This window comes from Runella sp. (genome assembly GCF_965279615.1).
Classification (GTDB): domain Bacteria; phylum Bacteroidota; class Bacteroidia; order Cytophagales; family Spirosomataceae; genus Runella.
The window spans coordinates 7,063,716-7,086,096 of record NZ_OZ257252.1; the positions used below are offsets into that span (position 1 = coordinate 7,063,716).

Here is a 22,381-nt window from a genome sequence, read left to right on the forward strand (position 1 = left end):
GAAAAATGGTTGAAATTTTACTTCTCCTTTGTATCGGCCTTGTAGTATACACCTATCTGGGATACGGATTAGTGGTATGGTTGCTCATTAAACTTCGCGGAAAACGCACTTCGGTAAAAACCAATGAGTCTTTTGTCCCTGAAGTAACATTGGTCGTTCCTGCTTACAACGAACTTTCCTGTATACCTGCCAAACTCACTAATTCTTTGGGACAGGAATATCCGGTCGATAAAATTCGATTTCTGTTCGTAACCGAAGGCTCCACTGATGGCTCTACGGAATGGATAAAAGAGCATTACGGCGCCAAAGTAGATGTGCTTGGAGGAAGCGAGCGGCGGGGAAAAGTGGCTGCAATGAATGAGGCACTGAAGTACGTTAAAACCCCGATTGTTATTTTCACGGACGCCAATACGCAGCTAAACAAGGAAGCGGTTAAGAATATTGTAAGACATTTTCAAGACCCGATTGTAGGAGCTGTGGCGGGCGAAAAGCGCATACTTACCGGCGATGACGAGTCAGCGGCAGGGTCGGGCGAAGGGTTATATTGGAAGTATGAATCACAACTTAAACGTTGGGATTCGGAATTACATACCATTGTGGGAGCGGCCGGAGAGTTGTTTGCCGTCCGTACAGAGTTGTATGAACACGTTGAACCGGATACCATTCTGGATGATTTTATCATTTCCCTGCGCATTGCCGGCAAAGGCTACAAAGTGGCCTATGAACCTGATGCGTATGCCTTGGAACATCCCTCGTTTTCGATATTGGATGAACAAAAGCGAAAAATTCGCATTGCGGCGGGAGGATTTCAATCAATAGTCCGGCTGAGTTATTTATTGAATCCCTTCCGTTACGGCATTTTGTGCTTTGAATATGTGTCGCATCGCGTGTTTCGTTGGGCAGTTGCACCCATTTGTTTACCGTTGATCTTCCTTTTAAATGCGTGGTTGGCATACGCTGCTTTGCAAACTCCGACGCAACCGGGAAATGTTTGGATACTGCTTTTTGTGCTTCAGTGCCTTTTTTATGGCGCTGCCTGGGTGGGGTATCAATTGGAACAGCGTCGGTTGCGCTGGAAATTACTCTTTGTCCCTTTCTATTTTACGTTTATGAACGTATGCGCCTTGGCCGGATTGGTACGATACTTGCGTGGTAAACAATCAGGTATGTGGGAGAAAGTCCGTCGTGCCGATGATGTATTATTGAAAGCGCAATAAAAAGTAAAAAGACAAGGGAGGTGTACGGAATGGTATCTTTACTCAATAGCGAGAGGGCAAAGTTTTGGCTTTATGGTCTTTTGGGATTGGTATGGACGTTCATTTGCGGCTACCTTATTGCCGTTTTAGGAATTATTGGGGCTGCTGCTGCCTTTGCATTACCTATTGGCTGCGCTATTCTTTATGGAATATTTTATGAGCCCAGATTTGGCTTCCTGTTATTTATTCAATGTAATTTCTTAGTCAGTTTCTTCGCCCGGTTTTTGGAGGTAGAGGTGCCTTTCGGGACTTTTATAGATATTTCGTTGATACTCACCATGCTAAGCATGCTTGTCAACGCCAAGAAATATGATTGGAGTAAAATAAACCATCCCACTTTCTATTTAGTGTTGATTTGGATCGTTTATACTATTCTTGAATACTTCAATCCCGAGGCTCCTTATAAACCTGCATGGCTCTATAATTTCAGAAAATTCTCGCTTTACTGGATCTTAATAACGTGTATTGTTTTGATTCTTCCATTCAAAAAGTCGGATATAAAGATCATGATCCGGACGTGGTTGGTATGGTCGTTTTTGGGAGTGCTTTGGGGATTTAAACAACAGTACATCGGACTGACCGTTAAAGAGCAATTGTGGTTGAATGCCGGAGCCGACAAAACGCACGTATTGTTTGGAGTATTGCGGGTGTTTTCGTTTTATACGGATGCATCACAGTTTGGTGCTGAAATGGCCGCAACGACGTTGGTTTGCATGATCTGGTTCTTTGAAGATAAGAATTGGCTTTACAAAGCGGGATACTTATTTTTGGCATTGGTTTATTTTTGGGCTTTTGCCATTTCCGGCACCCGAAGTGCGCTGTTTGTACTCATTGCAGGAGGCGCTTTTTACCTGATTTTACGGAAAGATTTCAAAAAAATGGTCATTGCTGCCATAGCAGCTACGCCCGTTTTTATCGTTTTGATGTTTACAAATATCGGTAACGGCAATTATCAGGTGTATCGTATCCGCACGGCATTGCGTCCTATGGAAGACGCTTCCTTTGTATTACGACTTCAAAACAAAGAAAAATTGCAGCGTTTACTGGACAACTATCCTTTTGGGGCCGGCTTAGGTACATCTGAAGCGGTAGGGCAGCGTTTTTCACCTTACCACTGGGCGTCGCAGATAGCGCCCGACAGTTGGTACGTAATTCTCTGGATCGAAACAGGGCGGGTAGGAATGATGCTTTATGTCATGATATTGATTGCTATTATAGGTTTTGCGACATTAAAAGTTTGGAAAATACGAGATCCCTGGCTTGAAAAAATAATGATCGCGATGCTGGCAGAGGTAGGAGGTATTGCGGTAATGTCTTACTCCAACCCTGTGTTGGGACAGTTTCCCACCAGCGGTATCCTGTATGTCAGCATGATCATGATCACAACCTGTGAGCGTTGGGATACGCCTATCGAAAAATTGCAGAAAAAACCTGTACGTATTTAATCATTCGGTTCATCAACTTTTTACCTATAAATCTTCAAAACATGAAACGTCGACGAGCCATTTGGAGTATAGCTCTTTTGGGGGGAGGCAGTTTGGCTTCTATAGGAATATTCAAATGGCTGGATTGGCACAAGCAACCCGACATTTCATACTTTAAAGGCCAAAAAAGGTTATTGGAAGCATTGAGCGAGACGATCATTCCCGCGACCGATACCCCGGGAGCTACCGAAGCGGGAGTTGCTGATTTTATCCTTAAAATGGTAACGGAAAATATGAATGTAGTGTCGCAGAACCGGTTTATTGATGGATTGAAAGAGGTTGAAGCCTATGCCGTAGACACCTATGGAAAATCGTATACCTTATGCTCTGAAGAACAGAAAAATGCAGTGATGCAGTATTTTGAAGAAAAGAGCAAACCGTTGGAAGGGATTGCAGGGAAAGTGCAGCGGAAGGTGTTGGGAGATCCGTTTTTTCCGATTTTGAAAGAATTTACCTGCATCGGTTATTGTACGTCGATGGTAGGTGCTACACAGGGACTTGCTTACGCTTTGGTGCCCGGTCGTTTTGTGGGTTGTGTTCCCATGACTTCAAACCAAAAATCCTGGGCAACGAAATAAGGTACCGGTTGCGGTCATTATGCACCAATTTCGATTATAAACCAGTATAAAGTTTTGATAATGCATGGTTCTTTTTGTGTACGATAAATCAATTACCCGTAGGAAGAATCGTGACATTTTGTATTTTTAGTTTTAACCCTTCTATCTTTCATCCCTAACCCTCATGTATCCCCATAATCCCTCCCAAAAAGGTAAGCAATCCTACACGTATGATGCTATCGTGGTTGGATCCGGAATTAGCGGCGGTTGGGCAGCTAAAGAGCTGTGTGAAAAGGGATTAAAGACGCTGGTATTGGAGAGAGGACGTCAGGTTGAACACGTAACCGATTATCCGACAGCGATGAAAAGTCCATGGGATTTTCCGTTTCGATTGAATACCGTCATCAAAGACCAAGCCGAAAATCCGGTGCAGAGTTTGTCTTACAACGAAGGTAATAAGCATTTTTTTGTGAATGATAAAGAGCATCCTTATATTCAGGAAAAACGCTTTTCGTGGATTCGCGGGTATCAGGTAGGTGGACGCTCACTCACATGGGGAAGGCAATGTTACCGACTCAGCGATCTGGATTTTGAAGCCAACGCCAAAGAAGGAGTGGCCGTCGATTGGCCCATTCGCTATAAAGACCTGGCGCCTTGGTACGATTACGTAGAGCAATTTGTAGGGATCAGCGGCCGCGCCGAAGGCTTGCCGCATTTGCCTGACGGGCAATTTCTGCCTCCAATGGAATTCAACTGCATTGAAACCCACTTTGCCCAACAGGTAAAGAAAAACTACAAAGACCGTTTGGTGACCATTGCCCGAACGGCCAATCTCACCAAAGGATGGAACGGCCGCGGGCCTTGCCGGTACCGTAATCTCTGTGATCGTGGCTGCCCGTTCAGTGGCTATTTCAGTAGCAATTCGGCAACGTTGCCTGCAGCAATGGCCACCGGGAACTTAACATTGCGCCCCGATTCGATTGTGACCGAAGTGCTGTACGACGAAAAGAAAAATCGGGCAACAGGGGTGCGTGTGATGGATGCACATACCAAAGAAGTAACGGAATATTATGCCAAGATCATTTTTCTCAATGCTTCTACCATCGCCACAAGCGCGCTGTTATTGAATTCCAAATCACATCGTTTTCCCGAAGGATTGGGCAATTCGAGCGACCAGATAGGCCGAAACCTGATGGATCATTTTATGATGGGAGGAGCTATGGGGGAGTACGACGGCTTTAAAGATAACTATTATGAAGGGCGCCGCCCGATCGGGATATATGTGCCTCGTTTTCGAAATTTAAACGCCCAAACAAAACATAAAGACTACTTACGAGGTTTTGGGTATCAGGGCGATGGCGAACGCGCCGAATGGAGTGACCAATACAAAAGAGTGGAAGGTTTTGGCAAAGATTTTAAAAAATCGCTGACGGAGCCCGGTCCCTGGACCATTTTTATCGGTGCCTGGGGAGAGACGCTGCCCTATGCCGATAATCGTATTTGGTTGGATAAAGAACAAAAAGATCAATGGGGGTTGCCGCTGGTTCGTATATTCTTTGAATACCACGAAAACGAGATGAATATGCGTAAAGATATCAAAGAAAGTGCCGAAGAAATGCTGCAAAAGTCCGGTTTTCAGAAGGTACAGCAGTTTTACTACGATCTGCCGCCCGGCTCGGCTGTACACGAAATGGGGACAGCCCGGATGGGCAGAGACCCCAAAACATCGGTGCTTAATGGATTTAACCAAATGCATGATGTCAAAAATGTATTCATTACGGATGGCAGTTGCATGACTTCCTCGGCGTGTCAAAATCCGTCGTTGACGTACATGGCACTTACAGCCCGGGCGTGTGATTATGCCGTTTCAGAACTTAAAAAATTGAATTTATAGCAAAAGGAGAAAATGAAAGTTGCGCATTTGATTTTGGCACATGCTCAGCCTTTGCAACTTGCAAGGCTTATTAATTCCTTGCAACACCCTGAAGCAGATTTTTATATTCATCTGGATCAAAAAGCGGATATAGCCCCTTTTCTGGAAGCAGTTCAGGGAAAGAATGTATTTTTTGTAAAGCAAAGAGTGAAAGTGCGATGGGGAGCTTATAGCATGGTACAGGCTACTTTGAATGGTTTTGAGGATATTTTAGCGTCCGGCGTGGCGTATCAGTATGTAAATTTGTTGAGCGGACAGGATTATCCGCTTCAAAAACCAACCAAGATCCATTCGTTTTTAGATGCCAATTATCCTAAACAGTACATGGAATTTTTTTCGGTCGAAAAGGAATGGAAAGAAGCAATTCCCCGACTTACCCGCTATCACTTAGTTAATTTTGACATTCCATTGAAGTTTAAGATTGAGGAATGGATCAATAAAATATTACCCGACCGTAAAATGCCAAATCACTGGGTTGCGGTGGGGCGCTCGCAGTGGTTCACCATTACACTCGACGCGGTTCGTTATATCGTAGATCATCTGAAAAAGAACCCTCAACTGGTTCGATTTTTCAAGTTGACATGGGGAGTAGATGAACTCATTTTTCAGACGGTTTTGTATAATTCAGCCTTGAAACCGTCAATGGTCAACGAAAATCTACGCTATATTGATTGGTCGGAAGGAAAAAGCAGCCCTAAAACCCTGACCATTGAGGACAAAACAACCCTATCGGACTGTGGTAAGTTTTTTGCCCGAAAATTTAACTCCGAAGTAGATGAAGGGATATTAAATCACTTGGATTCTATTTAGTTAAAGTGTTGCGGGCGTCGCTGTTGGTTTTTGCCAATGACCGGTCTTAGCATCGTATTGTTTTAGAATACGGGCAGGATTTCCGCCCACTACCGAATACGGCGGCACATCGCGCGTGACTACGCTTCCTCCGGCCACTACCGAATGCTTTCCAACAGTTACTCCCGCTGTAATGACAGCATTGGCACCGATCCAACATTCTTCTTCAATGACGATGGGCCGCGTTGTAACGGGCTGACGATGAATGGGTAAGTTTATATCTTCGTACACGTGATTCAGCCCCGACATCACCACGTGTTGGGCAATGATCACATCGGAGCCTATCCTAACGGGACCGATCACTACCGAGCCGATTCCGACCGTGCAATGTTCACCTATGATCACATCACCTACGCCGTTGTTGACAACACTGAACGATTCAATGGTGCTTTTAGCTCCCAAAACGAAGGCATTGAAGGGCAACACATCCATCCGGACATTGGAACGGATGGTCGCCGAACGATGCTTTTTGTGGATGAATGGATTAACAAACCAGCTTACCCATAACCTGGGCCGTGCCTGATCCTTTGGAATAAGCATTCGGTGAACGATTTGTTTGAGCGCGGGGCGGCCGTCGAGGTATGTTTTCAGACTCATGCTCTTGCTTATGCTTTTTGAAAAAATCGTTCTTCTACTGCCTGCAACAAATCACCAACCGAGTTCTCCCAAGAGTGTTCATGGGCAAAAGCGATCCGTTCTTTGGCCGTAGAAAGTTGTTTGCCTTGCAGAATATCTTCAATATGTGCAATGAACTGATCGCTGTTTTCGGCCAGATTAACGTGGTCTTGAAATAACGCCATCGTTTCGGTTTTAACGGCTACAATGGGTTTGCCCATTGCGAGATATTCGTCAATTTTGCGCGGATAATTACCAATGGTGACCTCATTGAGTTTTTGAGGATTGATAAGTACATCCATACCCTCCAGATAAGCAGGAATCTGTTGGGGGGTTTTTGAGCCTAAAAAGTGAACATTCGACAAGGCCTTCAGGCGCTCAACCGGAAATGAATCGTCGGTAGAACCGATCAGAACTACCTGCCAATCAGGGCGCTGTTGAGCGACCGTTTCCAGTAACTCACCATCCAGACGCAGGCCGGTAAGCGCGCCTGCATAGCCTATGCGCGGGTGAGGAATAGATTCCAGATCGGCGGGAATACTGTCTATTTTATCAGAATCAAAAAGTTTAAGATCACACCCTTGTCCTACATACACCGATTGAGGATTGTACCGGGCGGCCTGATTGGCTAAGTACATGGAATTGCTGGCTATCATGTCTGTTTTTTGCATCAACAAAGGTTCCAGACGTGCACCATGTTTGCGCCAAAAATCAACCGCCAGAAAATTATCGCGTAAATAATAGACCGACACTTTTGGTTGAAGCAGCTCATTCATAAAATATCCCTGAAGCATATCGTTGTCGTTGAGCAGAATGAATGAATCCCAACCAAGTTTTTTTACGGCATTTTTTATTTCGCGCGTTATTTTTTCAGTATTCAAACGATTAAACCAATCGTATAAGGAATTATCGGGAAGCCAATTGATGGAAACCAGCATTGATTCGGGACTTAATACCCACAAATTGGGGCTGTCCTGGATCAAACGCTCTCCATTGTGTTTTGCCAGAAACGCTTTTCGAAGTTGTGCATGGCTTGATTTTTGCAATACAGCCGTTGACCAATCAAGCGGTGCATTGATAAAAAGTACCTGATGGTTTTGTGATAAAACACGCGCCATATCGCGAATGTTACTGCCTAAGTGGGTCTCTTCCCAAATCTGACGGGACGTAATGATGATATTGAACTTTTTAGAGGATTTGCCCATCGTTTTGTTAAAAGATTGATGTATAGTTTTTCTTATTGTCCTTTATGGATATTTTAACTTTCTCAATTGAAAGAAACTTAGTAAAAAAAACAAATACTTCCGGTTTAGGGAGGTATATCTTAATAAATTGGCATGATTTTTACAGGTGGATAAGAGGTTGTAGTGTCTTTTGGTATACTTGCTTTGGGATATGTTTTGCTACCTGCGAAAACCATAAGGATGATAAAATCAGAGCGATATTCAGCTTCTTTTTCTGTTTAAAAAAGCAAGTAGTCTGAAAAGATTTGATTCGATAAATATATTATAGTTAATTTTGGTAAGCAAGTGCTCCCTTGATTTTTGCTGCTGAAGGCCCGGGATACTCTTTGTTTACAATAAAGTGGTGGGGGTAATCAGGAGGAACTTACGATAAATTGGAGCAAATAAAAATGTGTATATTTACAACAATACACCTTATTAGAGTATAGTTAACTTGAGCAAATGGATGATTATGATTATGTACTTTTACAAATGGTTGCTTTCCCTTTATAATCAATATTATCTATTACTGATTGGTGGAGTATGGATGTTGTGTGTGCCGGCATATGGACAAAATACTTCTACTCGTAAAGTACCCGTAAATGCGCGGGTCGGTATAAAGGATTCAATTTTCATTGATTTCAGCAAAGACATAACCACTCAACTCTTGCCTTTTGAGGATCTGTACGAATTAACGTTGACGCATTCTCCTTTGTTAAAGTACGAAAAGGAAGTAGCGACGTCTCAGAAGGCTACTTATAAACTTGCAAAGATGCAGATTCTGCAATCGGTATCGGGAGGGGGAAATTATTCTACCGGTAATCAGGCAATTATCTCGACAGGTACGGGTGCTACGGGGAATTCGATTGGGCAGATTGCCAATGGCTATCGATTTGGGGTGAATTTCCAGATAAGTCTCTTGGATGTGGTGGGGCGAAAACAGCAAATGAATTTAGCGACCGCTAATTACCAAGCCATCAGTCTCCGGCAGGAAATCGCTGAACAGCAGATCAAAAGAGAACTGATAAATTTATACCAAGATCTGGTTACGGCGCAGCAGTTACTCAAATTGCGTTTGCAGGATGAAGTAATGGCAACGACTGCTTTCCAGATCGCTGAAGTTGAATTTAGACAACGAAAAATAACTGCTGAAACTTTCACCGGTCTCAGTAAGAGTTTTTTGGAGATGAAGTCTTCCATTGAAGAAGCAAGAGGAACATTTTTGAAAAATTTATATAACCTTGAGGCAGTAGTTGGTGTTCCTATAAAGAGTCTAACACGAAAATAAGTACAACGCGGATGACATTCCATCGTTTCATACGTCTACTGAAAGAGAATATTCTTTGGCTTATCCTGTTTCCGCTGGTGACGGCAGGAACGGTTTTTTATTTTACAAGGAGTCCTAAAAAAACGTACACTTCCAAAACAACCATTTATACGGGATTCGCCTCAGGTTATTCTATTCAATCGGTTAATAAAACAGGCGGGTCGGTTGATTTTTCATCCATCGTAAATGCTTTTGACAACTTACTCACTACGCTGAACTCAAGCGAAACCACGCGACAGATCGCACTGTCTTTATTGGCCGAACATCTTTATATGGCAAAGCCTGACAGTTTGGTTTTGTCCCAGCCCGGATGGACAAAATTGCAGGAGGCTATTCCCGCCAATTATCGTACATACCTGTTTGCAAACAACGATTCCACTTCGCTAAACAGCAAGTTGGATATATTGTCTCGTTCTGAAGAAAGCAACCCCATCAAAACCCTGCTTTATCCACCACTGGGTTTTTATACCGAAAAAGGTCCTGATGCGTACTATTCGATAGAGGCGATCTCCTCAAAATTGAAAGCCAATCGGAAAAATACAAGCGATATGCTTGAAATGGAGTATGAATCGGATGATAGAGGTGTTACGCAGAAAACATTGGGAATTGCGGTTCAGGTGCTCAATAAGCGCTATGAAATGTTGCGCAGCGATGATGCTACACCCGTTATTGATTATTTTGAAGGAAAATCAAAAGAAGCAAAGGAGAAGCTGAAAGCGGTTGAAGCGAAACTGAGGGCTTTTAACATTGAACATCAGGTACTGGATTTTGGCGAAGAATCCAAAAATATAGCGTTGTCACGCGAGGGATTTGTGCAGGAATACACGGAGGAACTCATGCGTAATAAAGCCGCAAAAGCAGGGATGGAGACGTTGCGCAAACGCATGGGGCAACGAGGTAATTTGCTGACTATCAATGATGAATTGATTCGTAAACAAACCGAACTGCTGTTTGCCGAAACGGAATTGGTAAGTGCCCAGGCAAGTGGGCGTACCAATGATTTGGTGCCGGAGTTGGAGGCAAAAGTGGAAAAGATCAAACAGGAAATGCAGGAGATATCGCGGCGTTACTATCTCGCAGGTGACTCTCCCGAATCTATTCCCCAAGATAAATTGATTGGCGATTGGCTGGCAAAAGTAATTGATACGGAAGAGTCCAATGCCCGTTTGGAGGTGTATAAGAATCGTTTGCAGGAATATCAAAAGAAAATGGCTGAATACAGCCCTTTGGGCACAGATCTGCATCAGTTACAGCGCGATCTTGAAGTAGCCGAAAAAGAATATTTTGCCTTGGCGGAGAGTTTAAATGAAGCACAGGTACATCGTCAGGACGTGATGGTTGACAACATGCTGAAAATCATGGACCCTCCTAATTATCCATTGATTCCAAAGCCGGGCAAAAGACTGTTTTTCATGGCGTTGGGTTTTGCCGTTGGAGTATTTATCGCGTTGCTGATCACCGCGATCCGTTTCTTATTGGACAGCCGTCTTGAATCTCCCGAAAATACAGAAGCCAAAGTGGGAAGACCTGTAACGATCATTTTCCCCAATGTGAAAAAATTCTCCCTGGATACCAAAGAAAGCAGGGCAACGGTAAGTATGTTTGAACAGCTGACCAATGCAATAAATATTGACATTCTTCAGGCACCTTCAAAGTTGCCGCCGCCGCTAATTACCATATTCAGCATCCGGTCTAAACAGGGAAAAACGTGGATATCGCATGGACTGGCGCGATTGTACGCTGAAACAGGCCAGGAAATTGCGTATTTTTATCCGAGAAATACCAAGTTGGAAGTGCCTTTCGAGCAAAATGGGGTAAGTTTTTATCCTTACACGATACGTCAGAATTTTATGAATGTATCCGATCTGACAGGCTTGCTGGGCGATAACAAAGCGTTTGCAACGTCGCCATATCATAAAATTATTCTGGAATTGCCGCCTCTTATCAGCAGCCCACTGCCGGTATACTTACTTAATAAAAGCCTTGTGACACTTTTCGTGGTGGATGCCAACAGTATCTGGGGACGTAAAGAGAAGCAACTTATGGACCTGTTCAACAAAATTTCCACTACGGACCCCATCGTAATTTTAAATCGTGTTGAAAAGGAGTATATTGATGCCCCAACGCCGAAAGAAGCGGAACAAATTGTTATAAAACCCGAATTACTGTTAAAGCACCAACGTAAATTGCCTTCCTCCTCCAACGCTTAACTTATTGAAAAGCCTTTTACTACGTTATGAGTACTACTAAAAAAGCGATTGATGGGGGGAAATGGATCACTATTTCTACCGTTATTTCTACTGTATTTCAGTTTGTTCAAGTTACGATTCTCGCCCGATTGCTGGACCCTGCGGTTTTTGGGGTAATAAGCGTCAGTACACTGATCATTAATTTTTTCTACATCTTCAGCAATCTTGGCTTTTCCAATTCAATCATTTATAAACAGGAAAATGACCAAAAAGCACTTTCGACGCTCTATTTTCTGAGTCTCCTAATGGGTTTTTTTATTTTCCTTGTCGTCTATTTTAGTTCCCCGCTTATCGTTGCCTATTACAAAGAACCGCGACTGGATAAAGTAATAAAATTGGCTTCGCTGTATTTTGTCATCATCTACTTTGGGCAGATATACCTGTTTTTACTTCAGAAAGAACTGCGGTTCAAGTCCATTGCTATTATGGAAATATCGGGGGCAGTGGTGGGCGCCGTAACGGCTATCACCTTGGCCTATAATGGATTTGAAGAACTTTCGTTGATCTATGGACAGCTTACCATGCACGTAGTACGTACGGCAATGCAAATTGCATTGGGGATAAAATTCTTTTTTCCCTCATTGTACTTCAATTTGGGAATGATCAAGGAGCACATTCGTTTTGGTATATATAACGTGGGAGATGGGCTGCTCGGATTTATTCAGGGAAACGCTGATACCATTGTAGTAGGTGGGGTGTTGGGGGTTAAATCATTAGGATTTTACACCGTTGCGTCGCAGTTGGCGGTTTTCCCCATTACGAAGCTCAATCCGATCATTTTGCAGGTGGCGTATCCGTTGTTGGCCAAAATGAAAGACAACGATTCTGAACTTAAGAAGTCGTACATTAAAATTCTGGATCTGATCAGTTACCTGAATTTACCTTTGTTGGCGGGCTTATTCATCACCGCAAACAGCGTCATTCCGCTTTTGTATGGTTCGGGCTGGGAACCTACCATTCCGTTGATAAAGATTTTCGTTTTTCAAAGCTTTTTCAGCTGTTTGGCCCACCCTTTATATACCATTGCCTTTACAAAAGGAAAGCCTAATTTGCTTTTTTATTTAAATTTAGTCACGTTAATAGTTAAAATTCCATTGCTTTATTACTTTGGAAAGCAATGGGAAGTTACCGGGATTGCGTATGCTTTCCTGACGGCTACCGTTATCAATTTGGTACTTAATTTTCTGATCGCGCATTCATTGATTGGAGAATTTATGAAGGAATTTATGGCCAATATCAGCAAACCACTGCTTTTTTGTCTGTTAATGGTTGGTTCGGTATTTCTTTACCAACAGTTTGTGGGCGTTCAGGGACCGATAAACACTCTTCTTCAGATTGCCATCGGAGGAGCTGTTTTTGCCGTTATGACCCTCAAATTCAAACTTTCCTGGGCGGAGATCAAGAGTTTCAGGAAATCGGTATAAGGCCGGAGCGAGGAGTGAGCAACAGAGAGTCAGTAGGCACGATTGTATTGACAGGCCGTTCTTTTATTTTCAGCGTAATTTTCGGATAACAATTAACGAATAACCTGAACGCAGCACAATTTATAGTGGTTTATCAGTAATCACTTCTAACCAACGTTACTGTGAATAATTCTTTACTTCCTTCCTGGCTTTCCGGGCATATGTTTACTTACCGGCCCGACAATGTATCCCCGGAGGTCATTGCCGATATTCGCGCTCGGTTAAGTAAATTTCGGGCCGAAGATCCTGAAATATCCATTGTGATTCCTGCCTATAATGAAGAAAAAGGGTTGCTGAATATGTTATCATCATTGGGCGATCAAAAGACTTCTCGGCGGATAGAACTGTTGGTTGTGAACAACAACTCAGCGGATCGAACGCAGGAACTGTTGGATCAATGCGGTGTACGGTCGATCTTTGAAAAACAGCCGGGGGTGGCTTACGCCCGGCAGTCGGGTCTGTTGGCGGCCAAGGGGCGCATCATTGCCAACGCCGACTCTGATTGTTTGTATCCGGCAGGTTGGGTCGATGCCATTACGGCTCCATTGCAAAACCCCGCTATTGCCTGTTCGTACGGTTTATATTCCTTTTTACCCAGTCCTCATTCTTCCCGCTTAGCATTGGCCATGTATGAAAAAGCGGCTCATTTGCTCAATCGGGTGCGAAACAGGCATCGGTCGTATATGAATGTGTACGGATTCAATTTTGCTTTTCGTCGTGCAGATGCATTGGCGGTGGGTGGATTTGAAACGGATTCCGGGCGAGAAGGGTCTGTGGCAGAGTTGATCGCGGCAGGTGAACCGCCACCGCCGTCGGGTCGATGTGAAGATGGGTTGATGGCGTTGGCGCTTCAAAATCAAGGCAAAGGAAGTACGTTTCGGGTGACTGACCCCAATGCCCGGGCCTGGACCAGCGACCGTCGATTGGTGGCGGAAGGCAGTTTGCTCAAAGCATTTACCAGCCGTTTTTGGGGAGGAATTCAGGAGATAGGTCTTTTCTTATCACCGACACAGAAAACACCATCTTGACAAAATACCGGAGGAACAGCTATGGATTTCTACAAAACGAATCGCTATTGGTCAACAACCTTTCATTTATTGAAAATGATTTTTATTGGATGTTGTATAGCGGGTGCGTTTGTAGAAACCGTAAATGCTCAAACGGGAGCCGGAAGTACCCAAAATTGTGATGTTGGCCCGGGGAATATTATCAGTAATCAGACATTTGGTGCCGGTAAAATGGGGGCGCTGCCGGCTACGTATATTACGTACACCTATTTGCCGGATGGATGTCCTAATGATGGATTTTATACCGTAGCTGATTCTGTGAATGGGACATGTTTTACAAATAGTTGGCACAGTGTGCGTGAAGACCATACGCCCGGTGATGTAAAGGGCAATATGTTATTGATCAACGCTCCGTATCCGGGAGAGATCTATCGGGAAACGATCACGGGATTGTGTACTAAAGCCAATTACAACTATTCTTTTTGGCTGTTAAATATAAACTTGATATTCCCGAAGGGGACCTGTGGTTTTGAAATCCCTAATGATCCTGACATTACCATACGCATTGAATTGCCGGATGGAAGATTGATCGGGACTGTAACGACCGGCGTCATTACACGAACTCAAGCGCCTGTTTGGCGACAGTTCGCCTTAAATTTTTCCATTCCTACCATGCCGGAAGAAATTACCGATGTTGTGGTTAAATTGATAGATAACGGGGAAGGTGGATGTGGTAATGACTTTGTTATTGACGATCTGGTTCTTAAACGGTGCACGGATTGCGAAAGTCCAAGTGTGTTTGTGCCCGATGCTTTTACGCCTAACAATGACGGCACAAATGATGTTTTGGATATTTATACCAGCAATGTGTCCGCGTTTGAGTTTGTGGTTTATAATCGTTGGGGGAGTGCTGTTTTTGTCAGTAGAGATCCTGCCGTAAAGTGGGACGGAAAATTTAAAGGAGTGGCTTGCCCGGAAGGTGTTTATACATGGTCAATGTCGTATGAATTTACGGGTTCTCCTCAAAAATATACCAAAAACGGTCAGGTGACTCTGTTACATTAATTGAAATTAACTTTTGCAATCTATTCCATTGTATGTCAACCGCTGCCAATCATTTTACGGGTGTCACGCTGCTTATCACTCATTACAATCGAAGCAGTTCGTTGGAGCGCTTATTAAAGGCTTTTCAAAACCTGAGATGCGAGTTTGATGACATTGTAGTATCAGACGATGCCAGTAAGCCCGAGCATTTACAGGTACTGGAAGCGCTCAAAGAACAGTACCGATTTACATTGGTCTCAACGCCTGAAAATAAAGGGTTAGGAAATAACATCAACAAAGGTCAGGCGGCAGTGAAGACCCCCTATACGCTGTATGTGCAGGAAGATTTTGTTCCAAAAGTCGCTTTTGTGACGCATTTTAAGGATGCATTGGCCTTTATGAAGGCCGATACGGAACTTGACATCGTTCGTTTTTACGCCTATTTCGCTTATCCGTACCTGAAGCCCTATGGCAAAGGGTATTCATTGATGGATTTTAAACCTTGGATATGGAATGCCGATCACCTGAAATTTTACTATTACAGCGACCATCCCCATTTGAGAAGAAGCACATTTTTAGACAAATTCGGCAAATATACCGAAGGCATCAAATCGGACAGAACAGAATTTCTGATGTGTTTGTCGTTTATTAATAAAAAAGGGAAAGGCTTATTTTTCAATGAGTTTACGACCCTTTTTGATCAAAAGAACTCCAACGATGAGCCCAGTACCATTCAACGAAGCAGTTGGCGGGAAAGCTCAAACCCGTTGTTTCTGGCTGTAAGGTGGTTTTACTTAAAATTCAGACTACTGAAAAACACAGTTGAACTTGTTACTATAAAATGAAAAGTGAACCATCGGTATTTCGTTTTTCCGATAATTGCTTTTATTAAAAGATATATCCAATGGCTAAAAGGGTGAACCATTTTCCCGGCGTGACGTTGCTCATAACGCATTATAACCGAAGCAGTTCGTTAGAACGTTTGTTAAAAGCGTTTGACGATATTGCCTGTTCTTTTGACGACATTGTCGTTTCTGATGATGCCAGTAAGCCGGAGCATCAAAAGGCTATGAAAGAGATGCAGAAGCGTTTCTCGTTTCGGCTCATTACAACGCCCAAAAACAAAGGATTGGCCAACAACCTCAACAAAGGTCAAGCGGCGGTAAAGACGCCTTATACGCTGTATGTTCAGGAAGATTTTATTCCAAAGCCTGCTTTTATCGCCAAGTTGAAAGATGCGGTCGGCTTTTTAGATGAAGATGCCTCGTTGGATATGGTGCGTTTTTATGCCTATTATCCTTACGCGCATGTGGAGCCTTTCAAAAATGGATTTTCGCGCATGGTGTACAAACCTTGGTCTTCAAAATACGATAAGATATACTATTACAGCGATCATCCGCATTTGCGACGCAGTTCGTTTTTGGAGAAATTCGGTAACTATGTAGAAGGGATCAAATCGGATAAAGCCGAATATTTAATGTGTCTTTCTTTTATTCAAAATAACGGCAAAGGGCTTTTTTATGACGATTTTAAAGGATTGTTCGATCAGGTGAATTCCAACAATGAACCCAGCACCGTACAACGGGATAACTGGCGACAACAAAGTGCCAATCCATTGATACGAATGGCACGAACACTTTATCGACAATTTAAATATAACTACGATCTGCGCTTTACGCGGCCACATTAATGAGTGCAGCAGGTTTCTCAAAGCCTGCGCTGTCAGCACTTTGCGTTATATACCGCAGTGGCTTGTGAATAACTCACTGCGGCGGTTTTGAGAAACCGCCGGCACGGAGACGCTTTTGCAGCAGGTTTCTCAAAACCTGCACTGAGGTTGTTCACAACCTTATTGCTGCAAACAAAAACCCCGGGAAGTCATGCCATCCCGGGGTTTTTTCATTATGCTTTTACTGATTTTTTAAGGCGTTTTTACGATCTTGCGGAAGGCGTGCTCATTGCCCTGTTTAACTTCAATGATGTAAGTACCCGGTAATAACCCTGACACGTCAATTTTTTCGGAGAATGAAGAGGTCATTTTGTTGAAAACAGCTTCATGTTGCAGAATACCCAAATTGGCATTGAATATCCTTACCTCCAACTTTTCCTGATTTTTACTTTCAAACGAAACCATTATATAATCAGCAGATGGGTTAGGGTAGACCGTTACGATATCGTGCAACTTTGCATTTTCAGCGATGAAACGACTTGGAGCAAGCATAGCATTGGTTTCAGCGCCTACACGGGCAACTGCTACGGAGGTTGAATCAGTAGTGCCGGTGATGGCCTGATCTGACGCGACGATGAAAATAGGCGTTTCGGTGACAGTTACAGTCAACTGTCCCTGCGAAGTATTGACCATTTCTGTATGCATCGTATCACTGCCGATGGTAGGGGTGTATATCTTAGCCGAAGTCGCACTTCCTAAATGCAACGTTGCGGAGCCCGTACGGCCTTTTTCGTCAGGAATTACTAAGACGTAGGCTGATTTGCCATTGAACTCATAACGGTCGATAATAGGGTCATTTTGGAGTGTTTCTCTGTAAGTATACTGACCGAATTGATGGTTGGTTTGGTAAAGAAAATCTGCCGCAGGTTTGCGCGATTGGTTGTCGTTGAGTAAGCCCGAAGAACCAAATTGCACGGGATTATTGATGTCGTAATCATGAGTTTGATAGAAATAAACCCGTTCAATGCCTTTGCGAGCATATAAGAGTGCATTTCTTAAAGTCCAGTCGGCTTGTGTCTGCAAAACTGATTTGTTGCCGATGGCAATGGCTTTAAGAGGACTGCCCTGATTTACATCATAACCGGTTTCGCTCATCCAAACGGGCATATCCTGCGAAAACTGCTGACTGAACTCGGTGAATTTCCGGGCTACTTCTCCTGCCATTGATACTTCCGGCGCTACCCCCCTTGTACCGCTTCCGTCTTGATTGGAGGAAGAATTGTCAGGATAAAAATGGTAGTTAACAATATCCCAACACAAATCGACACTTCCATCCGGTTTGTATCCACGGAATTCTTTGCACCAATCGATCATACCTCTGATATAATCAACCCCAATAAAAGGAGAGGCCAATCCGGCGATGACAATTTTGATGGATGGGTCGGCATTTTTTACACCCGCACCCGGGCCCATCGTATTTTTATGCCCATCATAGAATGCCGATAGATTGGCCGCGTATTCACGCCCGGTCTGATAGCCTTTACGGCCTTTCCACCATTTGTCGCGCTCGTTATCGCACTCTATATATTTGATCAGATTCAAGCCGATTTTTACCACATTGATTCCGTCGCCGTTCCAACGTTGACGACTGTCGACACTGAGTAATGCCGGATTAACATTGGGGTTGCTGCCGTACCGAGCCGCATATTGAAACGCCACTTTTGCCTGTTCTATGTACGAAGCCGGATCTGAAAAATTCTTCCCAAAACGAACAGGAACATTTTCAGAATCTCTTTCTCCTTCGGGGTAGGTGTCGGACAACCACGACGGAATCGTTTTAATACAGGCTAATACTTCAATGCCTTCAGCTTTGCAACGCGCATATAAACCATCATAATCCCAACTGCCACTGTGTGTAGGATTGAAAGTGTACCCTCCCTGATTGGGCTCCAATTTGCCCCAATCCATGTAATGGCGTATTCCCCCAAAGGTCTTCATGGCACGCAGCTTGGTTTCGCTGACATTATTATCCCATGCTTCTTCAAAATCCCATTCGAAAGCATTGACCCCGATCATTTGTTTCAATTGAATGGATTTTTGGCGAAATGGCCCATTTGAAAGTGCTGATGGAGGTGTGTAACTGCCGTAGAACTCTATTTCGGTAGGATAGCCCCACCAAGAGTTAATGACTAAATAACGGGCATTAGAGATGGTCACATCCAGGTCGAAGGTAGTCGGACGATTGGGGTAAGGCCCAACCCAACCGTTGTATTGCTCTCCCGTGAAACTCGCAATGGGAATTCTTTGCCAGTCAGCGGTGATGACATAGATTGTCATAGGTTTGTCGGGGAAAGAGCCCTCTCCATCGAAAAATTTAATGCGATTTATTTTCATCTGCTCACCTTCCATAAGCGGATAGTACGCATCATAATTGTCCAAGACCTTACTATAGCCGGTACCGGCATTAACGTTGGTAATGCCGTCAAACAGACCATCCATACTTTTGACGGCATTGTTGAGCTGGTACCAGCGACTTGCCTGAATTGGAATCTTTGAACCTGCATAAGGAGCTGCGACTACTTGTGTACGGCTGACTGAGGACGCCGCTATGTAATTGGAATTCCCTGCTTGTGAGGCTGTAATATCGGCTGAACCGATGGCCAGTATTGTTGCTTTCCATGAACCCGTGGTGTTGGAGACTGAAACGACCGAGGGATTAGAAGAAATAAAAGTAATGGGAGTTTGGTTGTTATTGCCGGTTGCCTGCAATTCAAAAGGTGCATCTCCCACCTTTTTTTCAGGAAGCTCTGCAAAGTTGATAATCGATTGAATAGGTTCAGGTGCCGGGGTAGAGGATTTACTTATTTCAAACCAGTTAAAATTCCAGTCACCTTTTATAGCATAAACGCGTAAAGCCTGGCTTCCTGCGGAAAGAGAAACGATTGCCTCAACGGTTTGCCAATCCTGCCAATCCCACGTTTTCGGCGGATTGATGGTAGCCAACACATTTCCCGCTCCATTTTTAAGCGCAATTTTTGCGGTTCCGTACGGGTTAGTTACCCGAAATTTAAATTTATAAGCTCCTGCTTCATCAACTTTTAAGTTATAATCCAGCCAATCGTTATCATCGATCCAACCAACATCTTGGCCACCGCCTGCGTCATTTGCGTTTTCCAACTGAACACCGCTCATGACGTCATAGCTTTCAGCTTCAATTTTTCCTACGATCGGCCGTCCTTCGACAGCTTCAAACCAGTTAAAGTTCCATGCGCCGTTCTTGGCGTATATCCGAATTCGTTGTTTGCCGGCAGTTAACGGAACCAACGCAGTAGACGTAGCCCATCCCTGCCAACCGCCCGAAGAAGGTAAAACGACTGAGCCAACAACCGTTCCGTTGGCGGTTTTTACCTCAATGCTACCGTCTCCGCCGCCTTTAGCGGTTCTGAAACGGAATGTGTATGTACCGCTTGTGGCTACATCAACGTCATAATCCAGCCAATCGTTATCGTCGATCCACCCCACATTGCGTCCGCCGCCGGTATCTTGGGTGTTTTCGGTATCGATGCCGTTCATGTCAACGTAGTTTTCAGCTTCTATCTTACCGGGAATGGTATTGTGCTTTTCAACTTCAAACCAGTTGAAATTCCAAGAACCATATTTAGCATAAATGCGCAGTGTTTGTTGGCCGGCTGATAATGGAATTGTCAGTTTCGCATTGCCCCAATATTGCCAACCTCCCGTGAAAGGCAAGACTACCGAACCGAGAACTGTTCCATCGGCTTTTCGAACTTCAATAGTACCATCGCCAAATCCTTTAGAGATCCTGAAATTGAAAGCATAGTTTCCACTGACAGGCACATCGACATTATAATCCAGCCAATCGTTGTCTTCGATCCATCCTACATTGAGTCCGCCGCCGGCATCTTGGGTGCTTTCAGTCGCAATGCCGCTCATGCTGTCATAACTTTCAGCTTCGATCTTGCCGGGGATTACTTTTTGTGAAAAAACTGCGGTTACTATAAGAAGAAAAAAGAGTGTTGAATAAATTTTTTTCATAGGTTTTTCCATATACGTTGTAATCTGCCAACTAAATTCGACGAATAGTTAGACATAATTGGTTTAATTTCAAAGCAATTATCGCACCATTGTATTTTTTTAACAAGAAATATGACTTTTAGGAATATATTTTACTGATTCCGGTTAGCTTATCTCTCTTTTTATTCAATTGATTTGCTTTTTTTTGCAATACATAACATGTATTTTGCCGAGGCATTCAACGTACGAAAAACAACCTTTTACTTTCACTGAAAATAACATCCACCTAATGCAGATTTTTTGGTATCTCATCTTTTTGCCAATGGCTATCTATTTGGCATTCAATGTCTTGTACTTATTTTTGGTGGCAATAGCAGGAAGACTGAGCAACGCCGATGACATCTCCGTTTCTACGATGCCCGGTACAATTCGGCGAATTGCGGTTTTGATACCCGCTTACAAAGAAGACAAAGTGATTATTGACTCGGTCGAAGCCAATCTTCAACTTAATTACCCTAAATCATCGTATGACCTTTTCGTGATTGCCGATTCTTTCCTGCCCGAAACACTTTTAAAATTGGCAACGTATCCCATAAAAGTTATAAAAGTTGAATTTGAACAATCGACGGTGCAGAAGTCGGTTTTGTATGCGCTCAATCAACTTCCACCCAATACCTATGATATTGTGATGGTATCAGATGCCGACAATCACATGGCTCCCGATTTTTTACAGCGCATTAATTTGGCGTTTGATAAAGGATGGAAAGTGGTGCAGGGGCACCGCGTGGCCAAGAATACCAATACCAGCGTCGCCATTTTTGACGCTATGAACGAAGAAGTGAACAATCATTTGTTTCGTGGCGGGCAGCGCGCCTTAGGCTTGTCGGCCTCGTTGATCGGTTCGGGAATGGCCTTCGTTCCCGAGGCAATGATACACGGGATGAGCCGTCTGCAAACCATGGGAGGCTATGATAAAGAATTGGAAATGAATTTGCTGTTGGATGGCTTTCACATTGCGTATTTGAAAGAGGCCTATATATATGATGAGAAAGTACAGAACATGGCCGTTTTTGAACGCCAGCGATCACGTTGGATCGCAGCACAGATCCACTTTGTTAAATTTTATTTTAAAGTAGGTATTCAGCAATTATTCAAGGGAAACTTTCACGCTTTCAATGCCTATGTGAAAGGATTGATCATGCCAAGGACGTTGTTGTTGGCGGTCTTGGGACTGGGCGTTTTTATTGGGTTGATATTTTTAAGCATTCCTATTTTAACCACGATGGGAAGCCTGCTGGGTTTACTTGCCTTTAGTTTGGCGATCTCAATTCCCGGTTATCTTTGGGAGAAAATCTCGGCCAAAGACTTCCTTACGCTGTTCCAATTAATTTTCAGAATGGTACGTTCGCTCCTGAATATCAAGCAGGCCGGCAAAAGCTTTTTGCCAACGCCACATGGCGAAACAGAAACCAAAAGCTAAAACATAAATTTAACACTCCGGTTGTCTGACAAATTTTTATGGCGATTATTTAATAGAACCATATAAGATAAGACATAAGTACCTGATAAAAATTACTTTAAATTATTTGTGTATTGTTTGACCCCGGATGGGGTCAGACATTTGTAGATAATAATTCGGTTTCTACAAATATGTGACCCCGTACGGGGTC

The 22,381-nt window shown here is 43.6% G+C and carries 16 protein-coding genes; 13 read left to right on the forward strand and 3 right to left on the reverse strand.

Annotated features, from left to right (window positions below; genetic code table 11):
• The first annotated feature begins 5 nt into the window (after positions 1 to 5).
• The 5 genes from ACQY73_RS29685 (at position 6) to ACQY73_RS29705 (ending at position 6,040) form a co-directional block, all read left to right on the forward strand.
• Positions 6 to 1,217, forward strand: coding sequence for a glycosyltransferase family 2 protein (locus ACQY73_RS29685; protein WP_428657799.1), 1,212 nt, complete (start codon positions 6 to 8; stop codon positions 1,215 to 1,217).
• A 29-nt stretch (positions 1,218 to 1,246) separates the two neighbouring features.
• Positions 1,247 to 2,701 (forward strand): O-antigen ligase family protein, encoded by a 1,455-nt coding sequence (locus ACQY73_RS29690; RefSeq protein WP_428657800.1) that lies wholly within the window; start codon positions 1,247 to 1,249, stop codon positions 2,699 to 2,701.
• A gap of 41 nt (positions 2,702 to 2,742) precedes the next feature.
• Positions 2,743 to 3,318, forward strand: a complete 576-nt coding sequence (locus tag ACQY73_RS29695; protein ID WP_428657801.1) for a gluconate 2-dehydrogenase subunit 3 family protein — start codon at positions 2,743 to 2,745, stop codon at positions 3,316 to 3,318.
• A 163-nt stretch (positions 3,319 to 3,481) separates the two neighbouring features.
• On the forward strand, positions 3,482 to 5,191 hold the full coding sequence (locus tag ACQY73_RS29700; protein WP_428657802.1) for a GMC oxidoreductase: 1,710 nt from the start codon (positions 3,482 to 3,484) through the stop codon (positions 5,189 to 5,191).
• 12 nt (positions 5,192 to 5,203) lie between these two features.
• Positions 5,204 to 6,040 carry a beta-1,6-N-acetylglucosaminyltransferase gene (locus ACQY73_RS29705; RefSeq protein WP_428657803.1) on the forward strand — a complete coding sequence of 279 codons (837 nt, stop codon included), beginning with the start codon at positions 5,204 to 5,206 and terminating at the stop codon, positions 6,038 to 6,040.
• Here ACQY73_RS29705 and ACQY73_RS29710 read toward each other — a convergent pair whose 3' ends face one another.
• Both ACQY73_RS29710 and ACQY73_RS29715 read right to left on the reverse strand, forming a co-directional pair.
• Entirely contained in the window at positions 6,041 to 6,676 is a 636-nt protein-coding gene (locus ACQY73_RS29710; protein WP_428657804.1) for an acyltransferase, read from the reverse strand. It abuts the gene before it with no gap.
• Positions 6,677 to 6,684: 8 nt separating this feature from the next.
• Positions 6,685 to 7,899 (reverse strand): glycosyltransferase, encoded by a 1,215-nt coding sequence (locus ACQY73_RS29715; RefSeq protein ID WP_428657805.1) that lies wholly within the window; start codon positions 7,897 to 7,899, stop codon positions 6,685 to 6,687.
• A 490-nt stretch (positions 7,900 to 8,389) separates the two neighbouring features.
• Here ACQY73_RS29715 and ACQY73_RS29720 point away from each other — a divergent pair, with 490 nt between their 5' ends.
• The 7 genes from ACQY73_RS29720 to ACQY73_RS29750 all read left to right on the forward strand — a co-directional run bounded on the left by ACQY73_RS29720 (position 8,390) and on the right by ACQY73_RS29750 (position 16,697).
• On the forward strand, positions 8,390 to 9,205 hold the full coding sequence (locus ACQY73_RS29720) for a TolC family protein (protein WP_428657806.1): 816 nt from the start codon (positions 8,390 to 8,392) through the stop codon (positions 9,203 to 9,205).
• An 11-nt stretch (positions 9,206 to 9,216) separates the two neighbouring features.
• A complete protein-coding gene (locus ACQY73_RS29725; protein ID WP_428657807.1) occupies positions 9,217 to 11,454 on the forward strand; it encodes a GumC family protein in 2,238 nt (745 codons plus the stop codon).
• Between the two features lie 26 nt (positions 11,455 to 11,480).
• Complete coding sequence (locus ACQY73_RS29730) at positions 11,481 to 12,917, forward strand: MOP flippase family protein (protein ID WP_428657808.1); 1,437 nt, start codon at positions 11,481 to 11,483, stop codon at positions 12,915 to 12,917.
• A gap of 161 nt (positions 12,918 to 13,078) precedes the next feature.
• Entirely contained in the window at positions 13,079 to 13,984 is a 906-nt protein-coding gene (locus tag ACQY73_RS29735) for a glycosyltransferase family 2 protein (RefSeq protein WP_428657809.1), read from the forward strand.
• A 21-nt stretch (positions 13,985 to 14,005) separates the two neighbouring features.
• Complete coding sequence (locus ACQY73_RS29740; protein ID WP_428657810.1) at positions 14,006 to 15,028, forward strand: gliding motility-associated C-terminal domain-containing protein; 1,023 nt, start codon at positions 14,006 to 14,008, stop codon at positions 15,026 to 15,028.
• 32 nt (positions 15,029 to 15,060) lie between these two features.
• Positions 15,061 to 15,852 (forward strand): glycosyltransferase, encoded by a 792-nt coding sequence (locus ACQY73_RS29745; RefSeq protein ID WP_428657811.1) that lies wholly within the window; start codon positions 15,061 to 15,063, stop codon positions 15,850 to 15,852.
• A 59-nt stretch (positions 15,853 to 15,911) separates the two neighbouring features.
• Entirely contained in the window at positions 15,912 to 16,697 is a 786-nt protein-coding gene (locus ACQY73_RS29750) for a glycosyltransferase (protein WP_428657812.1), read from the forward strand.
• A 231-nt stretch (positions 16,698 to 16,928) separates the two neighbouring features.
• On the opposite strand, the gene ACQY73_RS29755 is transcribed toward ACQY73_RS29750, so the two are convergent.
• Complete coding sequence (locus tag ACQY73_RS29755) at positions 16,929 to 20,732, reverse strand: carbohydrate-binding protein (protein ID WP_428657813.1); 3,804 nt, start codon at positions 20,730 to 20,732, stop codon at positions 16,929 to 16,931.
• Positions 20,733 to 21,000: 268 nt separating this feature from the next.
• Here ACQY73_RS29755 and ACQY73_RS29760 point away from each other — a divergent pair, with 268 nt between their 5' ends.
• Positions 21,001 to 22,191, forward strand: coding sequence for a glycosyltransferase (locus tag ACQY73_RS29760; protein WP_428657814.1), 1,191 nt, complete (start codon positions 21,001 to 21,003; stop codon positions 22,189 to 22,191).
• Positions 22,192 to 22,381: the final 190 nt, after the last annotated feature.